This window comes from Bacteroides sp. A1C1, from assembly GCF_004328515.1.
In the GTDB taxonomy this organism is placed as follows: domain Bacteria; phylum Bacteroidota; class Bacteroidia; order Bacteroidales; family Bacteroidaceae; genus Bacteroides; species Bacteroides uniformis.
The window spans coordinates 3,574,128-3,595,492 of sequence record NZ_CP036491.1; the positions used below are offsets into that span (position 1 = coordinate 3,574,128).

The 21,365-nt window shown below is 43.8% G+C and carries 12 protein-coding genes and 1 tRNA gene; 9 read left to right on the forward strand and 4 right to left on the reverse strand.

All coding sequences use genetic code 11. The annotated features are described in order from the left end of the window. Positions 1-52: 52 nt before the first annotated feature. Positions 53-126, reverse strand: a tRNA-Thr gene (locus EYA81_RS14715). Between the two features lie 537 nt (positions 127-663). Between EYA81_RS14715 and EYA81_RS14725 the strand changes: the two genes are divergently transcribed. From EYA81_RS14725 to bglX, 7 genes are all read left to right on the forward strand, one after another. Continuing rightward, positions 664-3,555 (forward strand): triple tyrosine motif-containing protein, encoded by a 2,892-nt coding sequence (locus EYA81_RS14725; protein WP_119962059.1) that lies wholly within the window; start codon positions 664-666, stop codon positions 3,553-3,555. 291 nt (positions 3,556-3,846) lie between these two features. After that, the gene (locus tag EYA81_RS14730) at positions 3,847-7,041 is read left to right on the forward strand and encodes a TonB-dependent receptor (RefSeq protein WP_117713575.1); all 3,195 of its coding nucleotides are present in this window, start codon (positions 3,847-3,849) and stop codon (positions 7,039-7,041) included. Between the two features lie 20 nt (positions 7,042-7,061). After that, the gene (locus tag EYA81_RS14735; protein WP_117713576.1) at positions 7,062-8,669 is read left to right on the forward strand and encodes a RagB/SusD family nutrient uptake outer membrane protein; all 1,608 of its coding nucleotides are present in this window, start codon (positions 7,062-7,064) and stop codon (positions 8,667-8,669) included. A 24-nt stretch (positions 8,670-8,693) separates the two neighbouring features. Then, positions 8,694-10,058, forward strand: coding sequence for a hypothetical protein (locus EYA81_RS14740; RefSeq protein ID WP_022402047.1), 1,365 nt, complete (start codon positions 8,694-8,696; stop codon positions 10,056-10,058). A 76-nt stretch (positions 10,059-10,134) separates the two neighbouring features. After that, entirely contained in the window at positions 10,135-11,514 is a 1,380-nt protein-coding gene (locus EYA81_RS14745) for a family 16 glycosylhydrolase (RefSeq protein WP_117688802.1), read from the forward strand. Between the two features lie 18 nt (positions 11,515-11,532). Further along, positions 11,533-12,828 (forward strand): glycoside hydrolase family 2 TIM barrel-domain containing protein, encoded by a 1,296-nt coding sequence (locus EYA81_RS14750; RefSeq protein WP_118264258.1) that lies wholly within the window; start codon positions 11,533-11,535, stop codon positions 12,826-12,828. Between the two features lie 2 nt (positions 12,829-12,830). Continuing rightward, on the forward strand, positions 12,831-15,083 hold the full coding sequence (bglX, locus tag EYA81_RS14755; RefSeq protein ID WP_057097658.1) for a beta-glucosidase BglX: 2,253 nt from the start codon (positions 12,831-12,833) through the stop codon (positions 15,081-15,083). A 96-nt stretch (positions 15,084-15,179) separates the two neighbouring features. On the opposite strand, the gene eno is transcribed toward bglX, so the two are convergent. The 3 genes from eno to crcB all read right to left on the reverse strand — a co-directional run bounded on the left by eno (position 15,180) and on the right by crcB (position 17,594). After that, on the reverse strand, positions 15,180-16,469 hold the full coding sequence (eno, locus tag EYA81_RS14760; RefSeq protein WP_022402052.1) for a phosphopyruvate hydratase: 1,290 nt from the start codon (positions 16,467-16,469) through the stop codon (positions 15,180-15,182). A 65-nt stretch (positions 16,470-16,534) separates the two neighbouring features. Next, positions 16,535-17,203 (reverse strand): pentapeptide repeat-containing protein, encoded by a 669-nt coding sequence (locus EYA81_RS14765; RefSeq protein ID WP_016273353.1) that lies wholly within the window; start codon positions 17,201-17,203, stop codon positions 16,535-16,537. A 13-nt stretch (positions 17,204-17,216) separates the two neighbouring features. Next, positions 17,217-17,594 (reverse strand): fluoride efflux transporter CrcB, encoded by a 378-nt coding sequence (gene crcB, locus EYA81_RS14770; protein ID WP_005826820.1) that lies wholly within the window; start codon positions 17,592-17,594, stop codon positions 17,217-17,219. Between the two features lie 725 nt (positions 17,595-18,319). Here crcB and EYA81_RS14775 point away from each other — a divergent pair. Both EYA81_RS14775 and EYA81_RS14780 read left to right on the forward strand, forming a co-directional pair. After that, complete coding sequence (locus tag EYA81_RS14775; RefSeq protein WP_022402053.1) at positions 18,320-18,805, forward strand: DsbA family protein; 486 nt, start codon at positions 18,320-18,322, stop codon at positions 18,803-18,805. A gap of 218 nt (positions 18,806-19,023) precedes the next feature. Continuing rightward, positions 19,024-21,186 carry a glycoside hydrolase family 97 protein gene (locus EYA81_RS14780; protein ID WP_057088054.1) on the forward strand — a complete coding sequence of 721 codons (2,163 nt, stop codon included), beginning with the start codon at positions 19,024-19,026 and terminating at the stop codon, positions 21,184-21,186. The last annotated feature ends 179 nt before the right edge of the window (positions 21,187-21,365 follow it).

The window sequence follows — 21,365 nt, forward strand, 5'->3', positions numbered from 1 at the left end:
GGGCAAAAAGAAAAAAGCAGGTAACACTTTCGTATCATCTGCTTTTCTTTCGAGCCTCTTGTCGGATTCGAACCAACGACCCCGAGATTACAAATCACGTGCTCTGGCCAACTGAGCTAAAGAGGCGGGTGGGTAAGCTTGCTATATCGCGCCGCTACAACCAACTACCTTTGCTGCGATCAAGCCCTGGAGGATTCGAAGGGAGCTGGCCGTATAGGACTTACCCGTTTTCGTTTTGTGGTTGCAAAGGTAGGCATTATTTTGAAATCTGCAATAGTTTGCGGCGATTTTTTTATTTATTTTTTTAGATTCTCTATTCTATCCCTCTTCACGGCTCCTTATACAGACACTTTGGAGGGGAGGTACGGATTCTTTCCGGCATTACGATGGACAAATATTCCTTTTACTAAAAAGTATTCGTCCGACATATGTAACCTTATCGTCCGACGGCTGTTGAATTATCGTCCGACAGCTGTCGGACGATAATTCAACAACTGTCGGACGAATACTTCTTAGTATACCGGAATCTAAAGTATAGTAATGCAAAAGATTGCCATTCGAGAAGAAAATAATAATCGGGGACGAAAAAACTGATAGGCTATTGTGCGCTACCTTGAAAATAAGCATTATTTTTGTGCAACTAACTATATAGTCATTATACACATGAACAAACACATATTGTCATTCTACTTTTTTTTCTGCCTTTTTCTTTTTCTCCCTTTGGTCGAAGCAATTGCCGGCTGGAATAGCTTTATCGTCAATTTTGATAAAAGTGTTTATGGCAAGGGGACCCAGACTTGGCAGATAGCACCCTATGATGACAAGTGGGTATATTTCGCCAACAAGAACGGTATGGTGCAATTTGATGGCAATGTCTGGAATGTATTTCCATTGAACAATGCTTCCGATGTGCGTTCCGTTCTGGCTTCTGCTACCCAAAAAAGAATTTATGTGGGGGGCATCAATGAGTTCGGCTATTATGAACCGGATGCGGACGGTTCTTTGGCCTATCATTGCATGTCCGATACTTTGGAGAGTTCCGTTCGTTTTCTTGGAAACGTGTGGGGCATCCATGAGACTGACAATATTTTGTATTTCCAAGGGGACGGGTGTGTGGTGAAGTACCTGAACGGAAAATATACCGCCATTGAAATGAATGCCAAGATAGATTGTTCCAATATGGTCAATGGTATTCTTTACATCGGTACGGACAGAGGTGTATGGCTTTTGGTTGGAAACACTTTTTTCCCTCTTCAGGGTGCCGATGCGTTAGCTTCCAAACGTATTCGTGGCATTATACCTTATAAGAAAGGTGTTCTGGTGGTGACTGCATACAACGGACTTTACTATTGTGACGGGCGTACGATGGAACCGTTCATCACCGGTGCCGAAGAGTTTATGCGTGAGAATGAAGTCTTTTGCGTGGCCAAAAAGGATGATAAGATTGCCTTGGGAACCATTCATAAAGGATTGGTACTGGTGGATTGCAGCACCATGCAACTGAAATATTTCAATGAGAACAACGGCTTGCGTAACAATACGGTGCTTTCTGTCTCCTTCGATACGACCGGAAACCTCTGGGCCGGTCTGGATAGCGGCATTGACTACGTCTGTCTGAGTTCTCCTTTTACGAATCTCTATTCCTATCCCTATTCCTACGGCACGGGATATACGGCGGCCGTAGAAGGCGGCTATCTTTATTTAGGTACCAATCGTGGTTTGTATTACACCTCTTATCCGGTACAGATGAATGGCGATTTGCCGGATATCCGTCCGATGCCCCAATCCAGCGGACAGGTCTGGAACCTTTGCCGTATAGGTGATGAACTCTTCTGTCTGCACGACCGTGGTATTTTCCTTATCAATGGCACTTCCGTAAAACGCGTGACGGATATTGCCGGCGCCTGGTGTTGCCAACTTGTGGCAGGACGTACGGACCTTATGTATGTTGGGGTATATAACGGTATTTATTTGGTTGGGAAAAAGAATGGAGAATGGCAGGTGGTTGGCAAGATTGAGGGTATGAACGATTCTTGCCGTCTTTTTGAGCAGGAAAGCGATAAGGTGATTTGGGTGTACAATACAGATCATGTTACCCGTGTGGATTTGGATAATGATTTGACAAAAGCTGTCCGTATAAAGGAATATAGCGCGAAGGATGGTTTCCCGGTAGGGCGTGATATGTATATAGCGAAGATAGAAGACCGGGTGTATTTTGCCACTCCCCGGGGAATCTATAAGCATAATCCTCATAAAGATGTCATGGAGCCTTGTCCGGATATGAACAACCTTTTGAATGGCACCGCGGCCTATTCGCGTATCTTGGAGTATCACGATAAGTTGATTAGTTTGAGCCCTCACGAAATCTGTATTGCCAATCTGGGTACCTATAAGCGGGGGGCGAATACAAGCATTAATCCCATCCAGCAATCGCTGATTGAACTGGTACCCGGTTTTGAAACGATTATTCCTCTTTCAGATTCGCTGATGGTGGTTCCTAATGAAGGAGGTTTCGCTTTATTCAGTATCCCGGCCGTAAGAGAGCGTCAAGATCGTAGCCACTCCTTATATATAAGGAACATGTATCTGTCTTATCCCAAGGATTCATTGGTATATACCGCAAACTTTTTAGGAGAGAAGCCGGTTCCGGTGATAGCTTATTCCATGAATTCCGTTCGTTTTGACTATGCCCTTTCTTTTTTTTCGGTAGGGGATGATATCCGTTTTCAATATCGTTTGAATAAGGGAGGCTGGTCCGATTTCACAACGGTACGCACCAAGGAGTATAGCAGCTTGTCGGAAGGGGAATATACGTTTGAAGTTAAAGCGGTCTTTCCTGACGGTACGACATCATCGGATACAATCGCCTTCCGTATACTTCCACCGTGGTATCGCAGTGCTGTTGCATACGTTTGTTATATCATCTTGGCTTTGCTTGCCTTATGGTATGTCTATCGCTGGGATGATGTCCGTGTGAAGCGGAAGAAACAGCAGGCGGTGGTCGAGAAGGACAAGGAGTTGCACGATATGGAAAGGGAGTACGAAGAGGAGAAGGCTCGTCAGGAAAAGCAGATTATGCAGCTGGAGAAAGAAAAATTGGAATACGATTTGCAACATAAGAGCCAGGAAATGGCCAATCTGATGATAAACTTTGTCCGTAAGAATGAAATGCTGACTGAAATCAAGTCGGAGATACTTAAAGTATCCGCCTTGCTGAAGGGTGAGGGGGCTCGTGAAGGGAAACAGCAACTTATACTTATCAATAATAAAATAGACGGTAATATACAGAGTGATGAGGTCTTGAAGCGTATTGAAGACCAGTTTGACTTGATACATAACAATTTTATGAAACGTCTTCATGCCAAGCATCCGGAACTTTCCCACAACGAACGCATGATGTGCGCTTATCTAAAGATGAATCTTTCCACGAAAGAAATAGCTCCTCTATTGAACATTTCGGTTCGTGGAGTTGAAACAATCCGTTATCGTCTTCGTAAGAAGTTCGCTTTAGAGAGAGAGGATAGTTTGACGGATTATTTAAGCAATAAACTGTAGTCTTTAGATATTAACTTCCTTTAAAAGAAGGAAGTGCATGGAAGGGAGGAATTTAATATTCCTCCCTTTTGTGTTCTATAACATGTTGTGACGTAATACTTAAAAGTATATATTAACTATTGATTATTAATAAGTTATTTGTTAATGACGTATTGATAACGTATTTGAGTTTTGTATTTGACGTATTTAAGAATGATTGTTTCTTATTTGTTTTATTACCTTATTCTGTATGTTTGCATCGTTCGATTGAGAACAAAACCGAGAAACGTTAATCTTAATTTAGTAAAACTTATGAAAAAGTTATTATCAGTTTTATTTCTGTTAAGCTTTACCTTGGCTTCTGTATATGCCCAAGATATACAGGTAAAAGGTACAGTGGTAAGCGGTTCGGATAATGAACCGTTGCCTGGAGTAAATGTGGTAGTTAAAGGTACTACCAATGGTGGAATTACTGATTTGGACGGTAATTTTACATTGTCGGTTCCTGCCGACGCAACACTTTCTGTTACTTATATTGGTTTTAAATCGCAAGAAGTAGCGGTAAAAGGCCAGAGGTCTTTAAAAATTATTCTTCAGGAAGACACTGAGACACTAGATGAAGTGGTTGTTGTGGGCTACGGCGTACAGAAGAAATCTGTTGTGACGGCTGCTATCAGCAAGGTTGGAGCTGATGAATTGAATTTGACGAAGCCTTCGCGTGTGGAAGATGCTTTAAAAGGTAAAGTTTCTGGTGTGCAGATCACACAATCATCCGGTCAGCCTAATTCTGATTCTAAGGTGCGTATTCGTGGTATTGGTACGGTTAATAATTCTGATCCGTTATATATTGTGGATGGCATGCCTGTCGGTGGTGGAATTAATTATTTGAATCCTACTGATATTGCATCCATTGAAATTTTGAAAGATGCTGCTTCTGCAGCTATCTATGGTGCCCGTGCCGCTAACGGTGTGGTTCTGGTGACCACAAAGTCTGGTAGTAAGGGAAAGACTACCGTGAGCTATGACTTCAGTTATGGCTGGCAGAATCCTTGGAAAAAGAAAGCCGTGTTGAACGCTCATGAATATATGACTATCATGAATGAAATGCAGATAAATGATGGTAATGCTCCTCGTTATTCAGCAGCGGATATTGCTAATAATATGGTAGATACAGATTGGCAGGATGAAGTTTTCAACTACGATGCTCCAGTTCAACAACACCAGCTGAGTATTAATGGTGGTAATGACAAAATGACGTATTTTCTTTCTTTGGGTTATTTCAATCAAGAAGGTATTGTTGGCGGTAATTATGGACGTTCCAATTATGAACGTTTGTCTGTTCGTAGTAACTCTACTTATAAAGTATTCGAGGTTGAAGATCGTAAATATCTGAATGCAGTTACGGTAGGTGTAAACCTTGGTTATACTCGTGACCATTCAACCAGTGTTGAAGCTAACTCTGAGTATGGTTCTATTTTAGGTAGTGCTATTGCATTTTCTCCATTAGTTCCGGTTTATGCTTCTGAGGAAGAAGGAGAGTCAATCCTTGCTAGCTATCCCAATGCTATTGTGAAAGATGGTAAAGTGCTTTCTTTGCCACCTTCAGGTTTCCAAGAATTGACCAATCCGGTTGCACAATTAAATAGACCGACATTGGGACGTAATAATTCAGATAAAATAGTGGGTACATTTTATGCTGAGCTGAATATTCTCCCCGGCTTAAAATTCCGTTCTAGTTATGGTGTGGATTTGGCTTTCTGGGGGTATGATGGTTATGGCTATCCCGATTATCTGGGTACAATGACCCATACAGACGCTAGCTGGGTTCAAAGTGAGATGAACCGTGGTATGCGTTGGCAGACAGAAAATTATTTCTCTTATAATCAGACTTTCGCTGAAAAGCATAATGTTTCTGTTGTATTGGGACAATCTGCTGCTCGCTATCGTTCACGTAATATTGGTGGTAAAGATTTTGATTTGTTTGATTTGAATCCTATTCATGCTAATATCGGATCTGCTACAGCTGCTGAAACAGAATCTATTTTATGGGGTGGAATAGGTGATGCAACTCATACTTCTATTGCCTCTTATTTCGGACGTATAGATTATAACTTTGCTGAACGTTATATGTTACAGGTGACAGTTCGTCGTGATGGTTCTTCACATTTCGGTGCCAACAATAAGTGGGGTGTATTTCCGTCCTTCTCATTAGGTTGGAATGTTTGGAATGAACCTTATTTGGCAAAAATGAAACCTGAGTGGTTTGATGTTTTGAAATTCCGTTTTTCATGGGGGCAGAATGGTAATGAGTCTATCGGTGATTTCCGTTATCGTGCCTTGATGAGTGGTGGCCAAAACTATTATTTTGGTGGAAGTTATAAACCTAATATGAATGATTTTACGAAACCTGGTGAAAATGGTGGCGCGATGATATATGGTACTTCTCCGGCTGCTGCTGCTAATCCTGATATCAAATGGGAAACCTCCACACAAACAGACTTTGGTATAGACATGCGTTTCCTCAATCAGCGTTTGAGTTTTGGATTTGACTATTACTATAAAAAGACAACGGATATGTTAGCAGAAATGCCGGTTCCTACTTATATTGGTCAAAGCAAACCTTGGGGTAATTTAGGCTCTATGGAGAACTGGGGTATTGAAATGGAACTCGGCTGGAAGGATAATATCAAAGATTTCTCTTATTGGGTTAATACTAACTGGTCTTATTCGAAAAACAAACTGTTGGATTTGGGTAATGCTTCTGGTGAACAGAATTACGAGAGTGCAGGTGCTTCTGGTGTAGGTGATTATGTACATGCCAAGAACGGAGAGGTATGGCCTTATTTTTACGGTCGTAAGACAGATGGTATTTTCCAGAATTGGGATGAAGTGAACAGTTATGTGAATAAAGATGGCGAGCTCTTGCAACCTAATGCACAACCAGGTGATGTTCGTTTCGTGGATGTTACTAGTGATGGTGTTATCAATGACCAAGACCGTACTAAAATTGGTAAAGGTATGCCTGATTGGACCTTCGGTTTCTCGCTTGGTGCAGAGTGGAAAGGCTTCGATTTGAGTCTTTCTTTCCAAGGGACTTTGGGTAATGATGTATTTGATTTTGCGCAACGTGGTGATGTTCCAGCTATGAACCGTCCTTCTTGGATTATGGACCGTTGGCATGGGGAGGGTACTTCGAATCGTATTCCTCGGATGACTTCTGCCAATCCTAATGGAAACTGGACTTCTTCTGACCTTTATATTCACGACGGTTCTTATCTCCGTTTGAAGAATGCTCAGATTGGTTATACGCTTCCTGCAACTCTTACTCGCAAAGCTTCTATTCAGCGCTTGCGTCTTTATGTGGGAGCTGAGAACTTGATTACCATTACCGGTTATGAAGGATTTGATCCTGAACTGGCATCTGGTGGTTATACCACGTTGGGTGTAGACAAGGGTATCTATCCACAATCTCGTACAATCACAGTAGGAGCTAACATCACATTCTAAACATTAAAATTAATCAGATTATGAACAAGTTTAAATTCTATATAGTAGCGGCAGTTTTGGCATCAGGCATGACCTTGACCTCTTGCGGCGATAGTTTCTTAAATCCTGATCCGGCGTCAAAGGGGGCTGCTGGAGCAGCGGGTGACCCGATGAATATTAACTCTGGTCTAGCAGCAGCTTATCAAATCCTCTTGTTGGATTCATACGCAGGCGGTTCTTATGAATCATCTGTTTATATTGGTGACATTCAAAGCGATGATCTTTGGAAAGGTGGTGGTGATGCTCAAGATGGTATGTCAGGTATGAACTTGAATGTGTCGATGTTTACTACTACGGGTAATAGCACATTGCATGGTACTTGGAATATTTATACTTCTGGCATTACTCGAGTAAATAGTGCTTTGGGACTTTGTGAGACTGCTACGACAAACAACCCTGCAGAGTTGAAACTTATTTCACAGTACCGTGGTGAAGGATTTTTCCTGCGTGCCTATTATCTCTATATGTTGTGGAGAAGTTTTGGTTCTGTGCCTTTCCAGGAAACATTGTATGAACCTCCCTATGTTGGTCCGCAACTGAGTCCGGATGAGGTATATGCTCAAATTATCAAGGATGTGGACGCTTCTATCGCTAGCTTTAAAGAAGCTGGAGTGAAGTATTCTACAAATGGTGGAGCGAATAGCGGACGTGCTAGTCTTGCTGCTGCCTTGATGTTGAAAGCTCGTGTTGTCATGTATCAGAAAGATAATGCTAAATATGCGGAAGCAGCCAGTGGATTGGCTGAGATTATTGCCAGTGGTGAGTTTGAATTGACTTCTAAGTATGCTGATATTTGGGTAGATGAAGGCGAATTCAACAAAGAATCTATTTTTGAAGCCAATCACATTGGTGAAGGTAAGGACTGGGGAAATCAGTGGGCTACTGGTGGTACCAATCTTCCGGCTTACATTTCACCAAGTACTTTGAGTGATCCTACTAATACTTACGAAGATGGATGGGGATTTGGACCGGTGCGTGAAGAAACCTATGAAATGTTTGCTGCTGGTGATACTCGTCGCGAGGCCTCTATCCGTGATTATCGTGGTAAAGGTACTGGTGGTAATGTGGGTGACAAAGTGGAAATTGCGTCAGGTGGTTCTTATGTTATTCGTTTTCAGGATACGGGATTCTGGTTGGCAAAATATGCGGCTCGCAAGGGTTATCATAAACCGACGGGTACTATAGCTTTAAATTATTGTAATAATTTGCGTATTTTCCGTTATGCCGAGACTTTATTGGCATATGCTGAACTTGTAGGAGTGGAAGGTGTGGCTGAACAGAAAGGTATTTCTGCACAGCAATGCTTAGATATGGTTCGTGACCGCGCGTTTGGTGATACTAACCACCGTGTTGCAGTGAACAAACAGAATATTATCAATGAGAATCATTATGAATTTGTTGGTGAAGGACACCGTTATTATGATGTAGTTCGTTGGGGTATCACAGAGGTGTTGAACGTAGACAATGTACCGGGAATAAATAGTGCGCGTACTTGGAAATCTCACAATAAATACGTGGCTATTCCGCAAGGTGATATTGATGCTACTAAGGGAACTGAATTTGAATTGAAACAGAATGAAGGTTATTAATCATCTATCAATAAAGGAATCATTATGAAAAAGAATCTATTATATGGCTTTTTTGCATTGAGCATGGCTATTATGGGGATATCGTCTTGTGCCCCAATGGACAGTGATGACCATAGTTTGGGAGGCTCTGTCGTTTCTCAAGATGCTTTGTCGCTGACAGTTAGTGAAGGAGCGGATAATACTTATACTATTACTAACTCTTCACAAGACTTGGATGATATTCGTTATTTTATCAGTACTGATGGTAAGAAATTGGAAGAGTTTGCCGTTGGCGCTTCCATCACTTGCCAATTTAAGAAGAAAGGTAGTTATCCGGTTTATTTGTATGCATTTTCTGCTTGCGATCAAAAGGTACTTTCTCATAATATCGAAGTAACTGAAAATTGGGTAGATCCTAATGCTCCTACAGATGATCCGACTGAATGGCTTGGTTTTACGGCAGGAACAAATCTCTTTGAGGGTACGTCAGCAACGCTTCGTTTTTGGTTTGCAGATGGCAGTTGGACTCAGATAGCAGATCCGGACAATGAAGGAGATGTGGCAACGGGCATTACTTTTACAATGAATGGCTGTGGTTCTGAGAGATGGCAGGCGCAGATGCAGGTTGAAAATACGGGTATCGTACTGTCGGCAGGTAAGACTTACGACTTCTCTGTTGTGATTAATTCGAGTGTGGATGGCGTTGGTGCGACGGTCAAGCCACAGAAAGAAGGTGATGATGGTACGTTCTTTACCGAAAATATATTCCCGTTACATAAGGGAAATAATGTAATAGCCTTAACTGGCTGTGTCGGATTTGATGGAAATCTCAAAGTGGCTTTTGACTTTGCGGGTGCACCAGAAGGTACAGTATTTACTGTTAAGAACTTTTTTATAACAGAGCATAATGATGCAAATGTCATTCCGTTGGATTATAATTCAGCTGATAATATTTGGAAAGCCATAGACGATACTCAAGCTTTTGAAATGTCTTTCTGGTGGGCAGATGCAGGCTGGGCTCAGATTGGTGATCCTGGATTCGAGGCTAATGGTCGTATATATACTATTACGTCTAACTCTGCTACTGCTGCAGAGTGGCAGGCACAGAATGTGTTTAATACAACATCACTTGGTTTTTCAGCTGATGATGTGTTTGATTTCTCTTGTGTGGTAATGGCAACTGCAGATAGCCGTGTGACAGTGAAACTTTGTCAAATAGATGACGATGATAATCAGGCCTTTTATAAGAATGATGTTCAATTGAAGGCTGGAAAATTGCAGGTTATTAAGTTTGCAGATTGTAAGTTTGCTAAAGGTGCTGCGTCTCCTGTAAAATTGATTTATGATTTTGGTGGTTGTGAAGCTGGTGTTGATTTCGTAATTGCTAATATCACTATAATTAAGAAGTAATTAACTGTATACGAAAGCTACTTCTTTCTGGCATGAACTTACCGGAGAGAAGTGGCTTTTGTCTAAAATACATATAATGAAAAATATGTCTCTATTTTCTCTTTTATGTATGGCTGGCTTGTTACTGGCCTGTGGTGGTGGAGATGAAGGTTCAATACCTTCTGGAACACCGGATATACCCGAAACTCCGAATGAAGTGAAGCTGTCTGTATTACCGTCAGTCTTGGATGCTATGGCTTTAGAAGACACTTATGAGATAAAGGTAACAACGACAAGCGAGGGATGGACTGCTCATTCTACAGATGGATGGATAAGCCTTACTCTGGAAAATGGGGAAAGCAAGGAAGGAGTAATTAAAGTAACCGTAAAGGAGAACAAGGATGCCGAGCGTTATGGAAGGATAACTGTGACTTCCGGCACCCAAAGTGAATATGTGCAGGTAAAGCAGAAAGGTGGAATCAGATTTTCTGTACAAGAGGTACTTTGTACTTCAGGAGCAGGTAATGCTGAGGTGACGGTGTATGAAAGTGATGATTGGACTGTCCAATCTGATGCGGATTGGGTGACTGTGAGTCGCGATAAAGCACGCGTGATTGTTGCTTATACCGCCAATACTAGTTTGACAAGCCGTACGGCTACAATAGCGGTGACAGGAGAGGGACAAAAACGAATGTTTTTTGTCATTCAAGAGGGTGCTGGAATTACTGCCATACCAGAACGTGAAGGATATGAATTAGTTTGGCATGATGAGTTTACTGAAGGTACAGAGCTCAATGCCACTCATTGGAGACATGAAGTGCAGAATGCAGGTTGGGTAAACAATGAACTCCAAAATTATGTGGATGGAGTAGTCAATGGCAAGCGGGTGACAGAATTGTCAGATGGGAAGTTGCGTATTCATTGTTTTAAAGGAGATGATGGAAAGATATATTCCGGTCGTGTCTATGCCCATGAATCGGAGGGCTGGCAGTATGGATACATTGAAGCTCGCATGATGTTGCCTAAGGGTAAGGGGACTTGGCCGGCATTTTGGATGATGCCTTGTAATGTAGATTGGAATAAGGAGGGATGGCCAAAATGTGGCGAAATAGATATTATGGAAGAAGTAGGTGTGGTACCTAATGAAGTGTCTTCCAGTCTTCATGCTGAAGGACATAATCATACTAACGGCACACAAGTGACTCATGCTATGACGATTGAGAAAGCTGAAGGAGAATTCCATACTTACGCCATAGAATGGACTGCACAAAATATTACCACTTATGTGGATGGTAAAGTTCAACTCACTTATGATAATGATAATAAAGGGGTGGTCAATTGGCCATATGATAAACCATATTATATTATTTTTAACCTTGCCTGGGGAGGTAGCTGGGGTGGTATGCAGGGAGTTGATGAGTCTGCACTACCTGTTACATGTGTTATAGATTATATACGTGTGTTTCAGAAAAAGTAGTCATTAAAATTTAGGAGAATGGAAAAAATATTTAATAAGGTTTGTTGTTTGTTCTCTCTTTTCTTTTTTGCTTGCTCTCCTTCTGTAGAGAACGGCATTAAGATAATAGGAATGGGTGATAGTTATGCGCTCTATATCGACGGAAAAGAAACCTATATTAAAGGCGTAGGCGGCACATATCGGTTGGACATTGCCGCCCAGAGTGGTGCCAATGCCTTCAGAACCTGGGGAGGTAATGTGGAGGAGATAAAGAAAAACCTGGCATTGGCTTCGGAGCACAACATGTACGTAATGCAGGGAATAGGCATGACCAAAGACTCCATACGCTATTACGATGATGAATATAAGAACAAGATGCGCGAAGAAGTCCGCTTGTTGGCAGAAACGTTCAAGAATGATACGAGTTTGCTGGCTTGGGGTATTGGCAATGAAATTGAGTTGGGAAATGCCAATATAGCTGCTGCATGGAATTTTGTGGAAGAACTGGCACAGCTGATTAAGTCGATAGACAAGCGTCATCTGGTTTCGACAGTGATTTCCTACAATCCGTCGGCATTGGATTCTGTGGCAAAGTATGCTCCATCTCTCGATTATGTGGGCATCAATGTATATGGTCCGATGGGAGAGGTGCAGATGGTTGTTGACAAGTCGGACTACAAGGGTGCATTTATGATTACCGAGTGGGGACCGACCGGTTGGTGGGAAACAGCTTCTACCGAGTGGAAAGCACCCATAGAGCAGACCAGTGAAGAAAAACGGCAGGTGTACGAAGAGCGTTATACGCAATATATTTCTGCCAATCCCCGTTGCTTGGGCTCTTTTGTATTCTTGTGGGGACAAAAAGAAGAACGTACGCCTACCTGGTTCAGTATGTTTGTAGAAGACACGGTGGATATGCTGCCTCTGAAAGGAGAAAAGACTCCTATGGTAGAGGCTATGCAAAGAGTGTGGACTGGTAAGGAACTGGATGAAACGGCTCCGGTAATTCTGGGTATGATGACTGTCAATGGGAAGAGTGCTATTGATAATGTCCGCATCAAGGCAGGTGCTTCATTGAAAGCAGAGGTTGCGGCCATAGACAAGGAAAATGATTCTCTGACTTATGTTTGGGAAGTGCTTAAAGAAGCTACAGTGCTGGGCTTTGGAGGTTCTTATGAACCGCGTCCGGAAAGAGTCGGTGAGGTGGCTATGTCAGATAAAAATGTGTATGAGACTACAATTAAAGTTCCCGGAGAATATCGTTTGTACGTATATGTACTTGATAATACGGGCTTTGTCTCAACAGCAAATATTCCATTTCAAGTAATAGATTAAAGATGAAAACAATGAAAATGCTCTCTGCTTGTTTGTTGCTGCTTCCTTTTATATCTTGTACTCAAGTGCAGGATACAAAAAATGACGCAGTCATCGAGCAGAAAATAGAAGCGCTGTTGTCCCGTATGACATTGGAAGAAAAAATTGGGCAGATGAACCAGATTTCTTCTTATGGTAACATAGAGGATATGAGCGGATTGATAAAGAAAGGTGAAGTCGGGTCTATCCTGAATGAAGTAGATCCGGTGCGTGTCAATGCCTTGCAGCGTGTGGCAATGGAGGAGTCCCGCTTGGGCATCCCCTTGCTGATGGCGCGTGATGTGATCCACGGTTTCAAGACCATATTCCCTATTCCTTTGGGACAAGCGGCATCTTTCAACCCGCAGGTGGCTAAGGATGGTGCACGGGTAGCGGCTGTGGAGGCTTCTGCCGTGGGTATCCGCTGGACATTTGCGCCGATGATAGATGTGGCTCGCGATCCCCGTTGGGGGCGTATGGCCGAAGGATGTGGCGAAGATACTTATTTGACTTCAGTGATGGGTGTTGCTATGGTCGAAGGTTTCCAAGGAGATTCGCTGAACAGTCCGACTTCCATAGCCGCATGTCCTAAACATTTTGTAGGTTATGGTGCTGCCGAGGGCGGGCGTGATTATAATTCCACTTTCATTCCGGAGCGTCGTTTGAGGGATGTATACCTTCCTCCTTTTGAAGCTGTGGCCAAGGCAGGAGCAGCCACTTTCATGACTTCGTTTAATGACAATGACGGAGCACCGTCTACCGGAAACACTTTTATTTTGAAAGATGTGCTTCGTGGTGAATGGGGATTTGATGGAATAGTAGTGTCAGACTGGGCTTCGGTAGCCGAAATGATGGCACATGGCTTTGCTGCCGATTCTAAAGAGGCAGCAATGAAGGCGGTGAATGCTGGTGTGGATATGGAGATGGTCAGCTATACGTTTGTCAAGGAATTGCCGGAATTGATAAAAGAAGGTAAGGTCAAGAAGTCTGCTATAGACGATGCCGTGCGGAATATTCTGCGTATCAAATTCCGGTTGGGACTGTTTGATAATCCTTATGTGGATGAGAAACGGATAGAGGAACTTTATGCTCCTTCTCATCTGGAGGCTGCCAAGCAAGCTGCTGTGGAATCGGCCATCTTGTTGAAGAACGAAAAGGAGACATTGCCTTTGCAATCTTCGGTAAAGGCGGTTGCTGTGGTAGGTCCGATGGCAAATGCACCTTATGACCAATTGGGTACCTGGGTATTTGATGGTGACAAGACAAAAACCGTGACACCGTTGAAGGCTATCAAGGAACTGGTGGGGGACAAAGTGCAGGTGATATACGAGCCGGGTCTGACTTATAGCCGTGACAAGAATATGGCAGGTGTTGCCAAAGCCGCTGCTGCCGCTGCACGTGCTGATGTTATTTTGGCGTTTGTAGGCGAAGAGGCTATTCTTTCAGGAGAGGCGCATTGCCTGGCCGACCTGAACCTGCAAGGTGCGCAAAGCGAACTGATTGCCGCTTTGGCGAAAACAGGAAAACCGGTGGTTACTGTCGTAATGGCAGGGCGTCCGTTGACCATAGGAAAGGAAGTCGAACTCTCGTCAGCTGTACTTTATTCGTTCCATCCCGGAACCATGGGAGGACCGGCATTGGTCGACTTGCTGTGGGGTAAGGCTGTGCCAAGTGGCAAGACTCCGGTGACTTTCCCGAAGATGGTAGGACAGATACCGGTTTATTATGCTCATAACAGTTCCGGACGTCCGGCTACGCGGAATGAGGTTTTGCTGAATGACATTCCGTTGGAAGCGGGGCAGACTTCGTTGGGATGTACTTCTTTCTATATGGATGCAGGTTTCGATCCGCTGTATCCGTTTGGCTACGGTCTGTCGTATACGACGTTCAAATATGATAATGTGAAACTCTCGTCTGCCAATCTGAAGAAGGAAGATGTGCTGACTGTGACTTTCGATCTTGAGAATACCGGAAAGTATGAAGGTACCGAGGTAGCCCAGCTTTACGTGCAGGACAAGTTTGCTTCGGTGACCCGTCCGGTGAAAGAGCTGAAACGCTTTGCTCGCGTCACATTGAAGCCGGGTGAGAAGAAAAATGTATCGTTTGAACTTCCGATAAGTGAACTTGCTTTCTGGAATATAGATATGGTGAAGACGGTGGAAGCCGGAGACTTTGCTCTTTGGGTGGCACCGGATAGCCAAAGTGGAGAAGAAGTTTTCTTTAAGGTAGTAGATTGATTGTTGATTTAAGGTTAAAAAGAGAAGGGGCGGACCGTGACGGTTCGCCCCTTCTGCTTTCTTCTTTATAAGCCCCGCCTTCCGGCAAATAACTCATCACTTATTACTTATAACTTTCTTATATCCATACACCGCATTGCTTCCCAGTTCTTCTTCGATGCGAAGCAGTTGGTTGTACTTTGCCATACGGTCTGAGCGGCTCAGCGAACCGGTCTTGATTTGTCCGCTGTTGGTAGCTACGGCTATGTCTGCGATAGTCGCATCTTCCGTTTCACCGGAACGATGGGAAGTTACGGTAGTATATCCGTGGCGGTGTGCCATTTCGATGGCATTCAGTGTTTCGGTCAGCGAACCTATCTGGTTTACTTTAATCAATATGGAGTTGGCACAGCCTTTTTCGATGCCCATTGCAAGGAAGTCCACATTGGTGACGAACAAATCGTCTCCTACCAACTGGCAACGGTTGCCGATACGGTCGGTCAGTTTTTTCCAGCCGTCCCAGTCGTTCTCGCTCATGCCGTCTTCGATAGAGTCGATGGGATACTTGTTGATTAACTCTTCCAGATAGTCAATCTGTTCGTCGGCAGTACGTTTCTTGCCTTTTTCACCTTCGAATTTGGTATAATCGTAGATGCCATCATGGTAGAACTCGGAAGAAGCGCAGTCCATGGCAATCATTACATCTTTGCCCGGTTCGTATCCGGCAGCCTTGATGGCGGCAATGATGGAGTTCAAGGCATCTTCTGTACCCTCCAGATTAGGAGCAAAACCTCCTTCATCGCCTACTGCTGTGCTGAGGCCACGGTCTTTCAGGACTTTCTTCAGTGCGTGGAACACTTCGGCACCCATACGCAAACCTTCGCGGAAGGAAGTGGCACCTACGGGGCGTATCATGAATTCCTGGAAAGCAATGGGAGCGTCACTATGCGAACCGCCGTTGATGATGTTCATCATCGGTACAGGCATCACATAGGTATTTGTACCACCGATATATCGGTAGAGTGGGATGTCAAGGTAAGCGGCGGCAGCCTTGGCTACAGCAAGAGATACGCCGAGGATGGCATTGGCACCCAGATTGGCTTTCGTTTTGGTTCCGTCCAGTGCAAGCATGGCATGGTCGATACCCATCTGGTCGAGGGCGGACATACCGATGAGCTTGGGAGCAATGATATTATTGATATTGTCCACGGCTTTCAGGACACCTTTGCCTCCGTAACGTTTTTTGTCACCGTCACGCAGTTCCAATGCTTCGTGTTCTCCCGTGGATGCTCCTGACGGGACAGATGCACGGCCTATGAAGCCGGATTCCAAGGTTACGTCTACTTCTACAGTTGGGTTACCTCTTGAATCGAGGATTTCACGTCCGATAATCTTCTCTATTTTCATATTCAGTCAATTTTAATTATAAACTATCTTACTAACAAATGAAAACAAGGAATTGTTTTTCGTTTTTAATCCTTTATTGTAATGCCTAAAAGAGCAGTCAACTCCATGGCTTGGGAAGTATTGACGATGGCTCCCCGTATGTCGGGCAGGTTGAGGCGTATACCTCCTATGTGCGAGTCGCTCAAGTCGATTCCTCTTAGAGGGGTGTGTGAAAACTCGGATTCTACCAGCTCACAGTTTTCAAAGGCGATGGAGGCAAGTTTGCAGTCGTTGACGTCGCTGTTGCGCAAGTCACAAGAGGTGAAGCGGGCTTGATTGATTTTACTCATGGAAAGATTGAGGTATCTGGCATTGCAGTCCTTCATTGTCAGATGGTTCAATATTGTTTCCGGCAGATTGGTTCCCACCAGTTTGCAGGATATGAATTCCACTCTGAACAGAGAACTTTCGGCAAATGAGATGTTGGAAAGGTCGCAATGTTCAAAACGTACATCAGTGAAATGGCAGGATTTCAGTTTGCAGGCGCTGAATTGGATATGACTGAAAGTACAGTTGGTGATGCTTTTGTAGGAATACTCCATGTGTTCCTCTGTCCGTTTACCGAAGTGAAGGTCTCTGACAGTTTCTTCCGTATTCAGCCATTCTTCCAATGATTTGGAACTTTCACTTTGTCCCTCTAAGGTAGGAGGGATGATGCGTACGGGAGGCATGACAAAAGGCTTGCTGGGTTTCATAGGGGTGTTTGGGTTATATACAGCGTCCGAAGGCGCCGCCGGCGAAGGCTGCCAGGACTCCTAATGTGATACTTAATAAGGTATATAAGGCAAACATTCCGTAGAATTCTTGCTTTATCAGAATCAGTCCGTCATTGCTGAAAGTGGAGAAGGTGGTGAATCCTCCGCACAGACCGGTAGTCAGCAACAGCCGTACCTCAGTAGAAAGGTTGAAACGGGCGGATAAGGTATAGAATAGCCCGATGAGGAAACTTCCGAGGATATTGACTGTGAATGTAGCCCATGGGAAAGAGTAGGGGACTATGCGCTCGTGGAGCATCATCTGCACGCAGTAGCGCAGTACGCTGCCGGTACCGCCGCCAAGGAATATAGCTATCAGTAATCTAGTCATAGGTTTTCTGGGGTTGGTTTTGGCTGCAAAGGTAGTGAAGACAAAGGAATTTCAGTAAATCATAGCCCGAAATTTCATAAAGCGATTCTGTACTGGGGGAAGTAGTTATTGGTGGGATGTATATAATTTTGATATTTGATATGAGTGATTGCCAATCTTGGTTCCGGATAGTTCGTGATGGGGCAGAAGCGATTTACTAAATCTTGGAGGAAGATTTAGTAAATCGTTGCCGGAGATTTAGTAAAATGTCCGGGAGATTTTAGTAAACGAGTAGAAGGGGCTTTGGAAGGATGACTGGTTTGTCTGTATTTTTGGATACGGTAATAACTTGTGAAACTTGAGCCACTCTTGAAATTGAGGTCTTAACCGTTCAAATGCCATATTGTAGAGACCTCTCTAGAACCTTGTCTTGATAATCAGCGATTTATTTTCATTGGCTGTAGAGATTGTATCCATTCCTTCTCATTCTCTTCCTGCCTTTCTTTCTTCACTTGTAGAGAAGGGCTGTTCTTAATTTGTTGTTTTTTAGAGTTTTAACGAAATTGGTTGTAGATGTCATTTCCTTGTATTCCCGTCATTCACACCCTAACTTTGCAACATCGAATTCAAGAGAATGAAAGTTTATCGTTGAGGCCTCACGATGGATCTCCACTTCTTGAAAGAGAGGAAAAGGCTTCGGCCTATTTATTACATTATTATATTAACTTTCTAAAACATTAAAAATTATGGGACTTCAGTATGTAGTGGCAAAGAGAATCTTTGGTTTTGACAAGGACAAAAATGTAAAGTATGTAGCTAAATCCGTAGGAGCGGGTGAATTGGATTTTGATAAGTTGTGTGCCAAAGTGAGCCGTATTCTTGGTATTCACAGAAAGACGGTGGACTTAGTGGCTACAGGACTGGTGGACATCATGTCGGAAGAAATAGACGATGGAAAGACTGTTCGTTTAGGTGATTTCGGATTGTTCCGCCCTTCTTTTGTAGGGAAGAGTGCTGATACGGAGGCTGGCGTTTCGGCCAGTAACATTGTCCGTAAACGTATTCTGTTTTTTCCGGGGAAAGCTTTTAGTCAAATGTTGGGCAATATGAGCGTCACCAAGATGGTGGTTCCCGATACGGACTATACGGATGGAAGTAGCAATGGTGGAGGGGATAACTCCAATCCTTCGGGAGGCAATGACGGGGACCAAGGTGAAAATCCTTTGGGATAATTCCAGTGCACGATTAAAGTTGTAAAAATATGGAGGGCGAAGTTTTCGTAGCGATACTTCTCCTTCTATTTTGTTTGTAGGCAGGATATTGTTCAAGGGAAGTTGGTTTTCATGCAAACGTTTGCCGACAAATCATCTATCATTTTAGTTTAATTGCGTCAGAGTGTATTTCTTTCCTGCCTATATTTGCATCTGGAACATAATTTTATAAATATAGCATGAGAAACATGAAAGCAATCTGTACAAAATTAGCCTGCTTCCTGCTCGTTTTGTTGGTGAGCGGCGTAGCAATGGCAGAGAGTATTACCTCTCCCAACGGACAACTTCAATTGAATTTTTCGGTAAATGCGCAAGGCGAACCCGTTTACGAACTTTCTTACAAAGGAAAGCCGGTGATTAACCCTTCCAAATTAGGACTCGAACTGAAGAACGACCCCGGTCTGATGAATGGCTTCACGATGGAGGATGCAAAGACTTCCACTTTCGACGAGACTTGGGAACCGGTATGGGGTGAAGTAAAGCAAATCCGTAACCACTATAATGAGCTGGCTGTGACGCTCAACCAAAAGGCGCAGGATAGGAACATCATTATCCGCTTCCGTTTGTTCGACGATGGTATGGGCTTCCGTTATGAGTTCCCTTTGCAGAAGAACTTGAACTATTTCGTGATTAAGGAGGAGCGTACTCAGTTTGCCATGACTGGCGACCATACAGCCTTCTGGATTCCGGGCGACTACGATACGCAGGAATATGATTACACAGAATCCAAACTTTCTGAAATTCGCGGGCTGATGAAAGGGGCCATTACGCCTAACTCTTCGCAAACCCCGTTTTCGCCCACCGGTGTTCAGACTTCTTTGCAGATGAAGACTGCTGATGGTTTGTACATCAACTTGCACGAAGCTGCTTTAGTGGATTACTCTTGCATGCACTTGAATCTGGATGATAAGAATTTTGTTTTTGAATCTTGGCTTACTCCCGATGCAGTAGGCGATAAAGGTTATCTGCAAGCTCCCTGCACGTCACCGTGGCGTACGGTTATCGTAAGCGACGATGCTCGTGACATCCTTGCCTCTAAAATCACGCTGAACTTGAACGAACCTTGTGCTTACGAGGACGTTTCCTGGATTAAGCCCGTGAAATACGTAGGTGTATGGTGGGAAATGATTGCAGGTAAGAGCACCTGGGCATATACAGACGACCTTCCCTCCATCAAACTGGGTGAAGTGGACTACTCCAAAATGAAGCCCAACGGCCGTCACGGTGCCACTAACGAAAATGTAAAAAAGTACATCGACTTCGCAGCTGAGCACGGTCTGGACCAAGTATTGGTAGAAGGCTGGAATGAAGGCTGGGAAGACTGGTTTGGCAAATCCAAGGATTATGTATTCGATTTTGTGACCCCTTATCCCGATTTCGACGTGAAGATGCTGAATGAATATGCCAAGAGCAAAGGCGTGAAGCTGATGATGCATCATGAGACATCCGGTTCGGTGCGCAACTACGAACGTCACATGGACAAGGCCTATCAGTTTATGGTGGATAATGGCTACAATGCCGTGAAGAGCGGATATGTAGGTAATATGATTCCCCGTGGTGAACATCATTATGGGCAATGGCTGAACAACCACTACCTCTATGCCGTGAAGAAGGCAGCCGACTACAAAATTTGTGTAAATGCGCACGAAGCTGTACGCCCTACCGGTTTGTGCCGTACTTATCCTAACTTGATTGGCAACGAATCTGCACGAGGAACTGAATATGAGGCATTCGGCGGTAGCAAACCGTTCCATACCACATTGCTTCCATTCAACCGCTTGATTGGCGGTCCGATGGATTATACACCGGGTATCTTCGATACCAAACTTGACTTTATGGGCGATTTGCCCCACGGACAAGTGCAGACTACACTTGCTAAGCAACTCGCTCTGTATGTAACTTTATACAGCCCGTTGCAGATGGCTGCCGACTTGGTTGAGAACTACGAAAAGCACATGGATGCTTTCCAATTCATCAAGGATGTGGCAGTAGACTGGGACGACAGCAAGTACATTGAAGCAGAACCGGGTGATTACATTACCGTGGCCCGTAAGGCAAAAGGAACCGGCAACTGGTTTGTTGGAGGTATTACAGACGAGAATGCACGTACAGCCAACTTTACGCTCGACTTCCTTGAACCGGGCAAGCAATACGTAGCCACTCTCTATGCCGACGGTAAAGATGCTGATTACAAGGAGAACCCTACTTCTTATCAGATAAAGAAGGGTATCGTAACCAGCAAGACCAAAATGTCCGTGAAGGAAGCGCGTAGCGGTGGTTTTGCATTGAGCTTGATTGAAGCGACTCCGGCTGACAAGAAAGCTGTGAAGAAGTGGAGATAATTTAGGGTAGAAAGAGTTTTTATTAGGCATTAGTGAGGCCCCGCAGAAGTCCAATCTTTGCGGGGCTTTTTTTGTGTTAGGGTAAGCTCATTCTTATACCGTAAAAATAGCATCAAGACCCGAGTTTTTGGTAAGTCCGTTCTTTGGGGAAACCTTTATTTTTGCACTCAGATAACAGA

Bases quoted from the DNA above. Each gene is read 5' to 3' on its own strand.
- EYA81_RS14775 (WP_022402053.1), top strand. From the start codon at position 18,320: ATGGGACTTCAGTATGTAGTGGCAAAGAGAATCTTTGGTTTTGACAAG.
- EYA81_RS14730 (WP_117713575.1), top strand. From the start codon at position 3,847: ATGAAAAAGTTATTATCAGTTTTATTTCTGTTAAGCTTTACCTTGGCT.
- EYA81_RS14750 (WP_118264258.1), top strand. From the start codon at position 11,533: ATGGAAAAAATATTTAATAAGGTTTGTTGTTTGTTCTCTCTTTTCTTT.
- eno (WP_022402052.1), bottom strand. From the start codon at position 16,469: ATGAAAATAGAGAAGATTATCGGACGTGAAATCCTCGATTCAAGAGGT.
- bglX (WP_057097658.1), top strand. From the start codon at position 12,831: ATGAAAACAATGAAAATGCTCTCTGCTTGTTTGTTGCTGCTTCCTTTT.
- crcB (WP_005826820.1), bottom strand. From the start codon at position 17,594: ATGACTAGATTACTGATAGCTATATTCCTTGGCGGCGGTACCGGCAGC.
- EYA81_RS14780 (WP_057088054.1), top strand. From the start codon at position 19,024: ATGAGAAACATGAAAGCAATCTGTACAAAATTAGCCTGCTTCCTGCTC.
- EYA81_RS14740 (WP_022402047.1), top strand. From the start codon at position 8,694: ATGAAAAAGAATCTATTATATGGCTTTTTTGCATTGAGCATGGCTATT.
- EYA81_RS14745 (WP_117688802.1), top strand. From the start codon at position 10,135: ATGAAAAATATGTCTCTATTTTCTCTTTTATGTATGGCTGGCTTGTTA.
- EYA81_RS14765 (WP_016273353.1), bottom strand. From the start codon at position 17,203: ATGAAACCCAGCAAGCCTTTTGTCATGCCTCCCGTACGCATCATCCCT.
- EYA81_RS14735 (WP_117713576.1), top strand. From the start codon at position 7,062: ATGAACAAGTTTAAATTCTATATAGTAGCGGCAGTTTTGGCATCAGGC.
- EYA81_RS14725 (WP_119962059.1), top strand. From the start codon at position 664: ATGAACAAACACATATTGTCATTCTACTTTTTTTTCTGCCTTTTTCTT.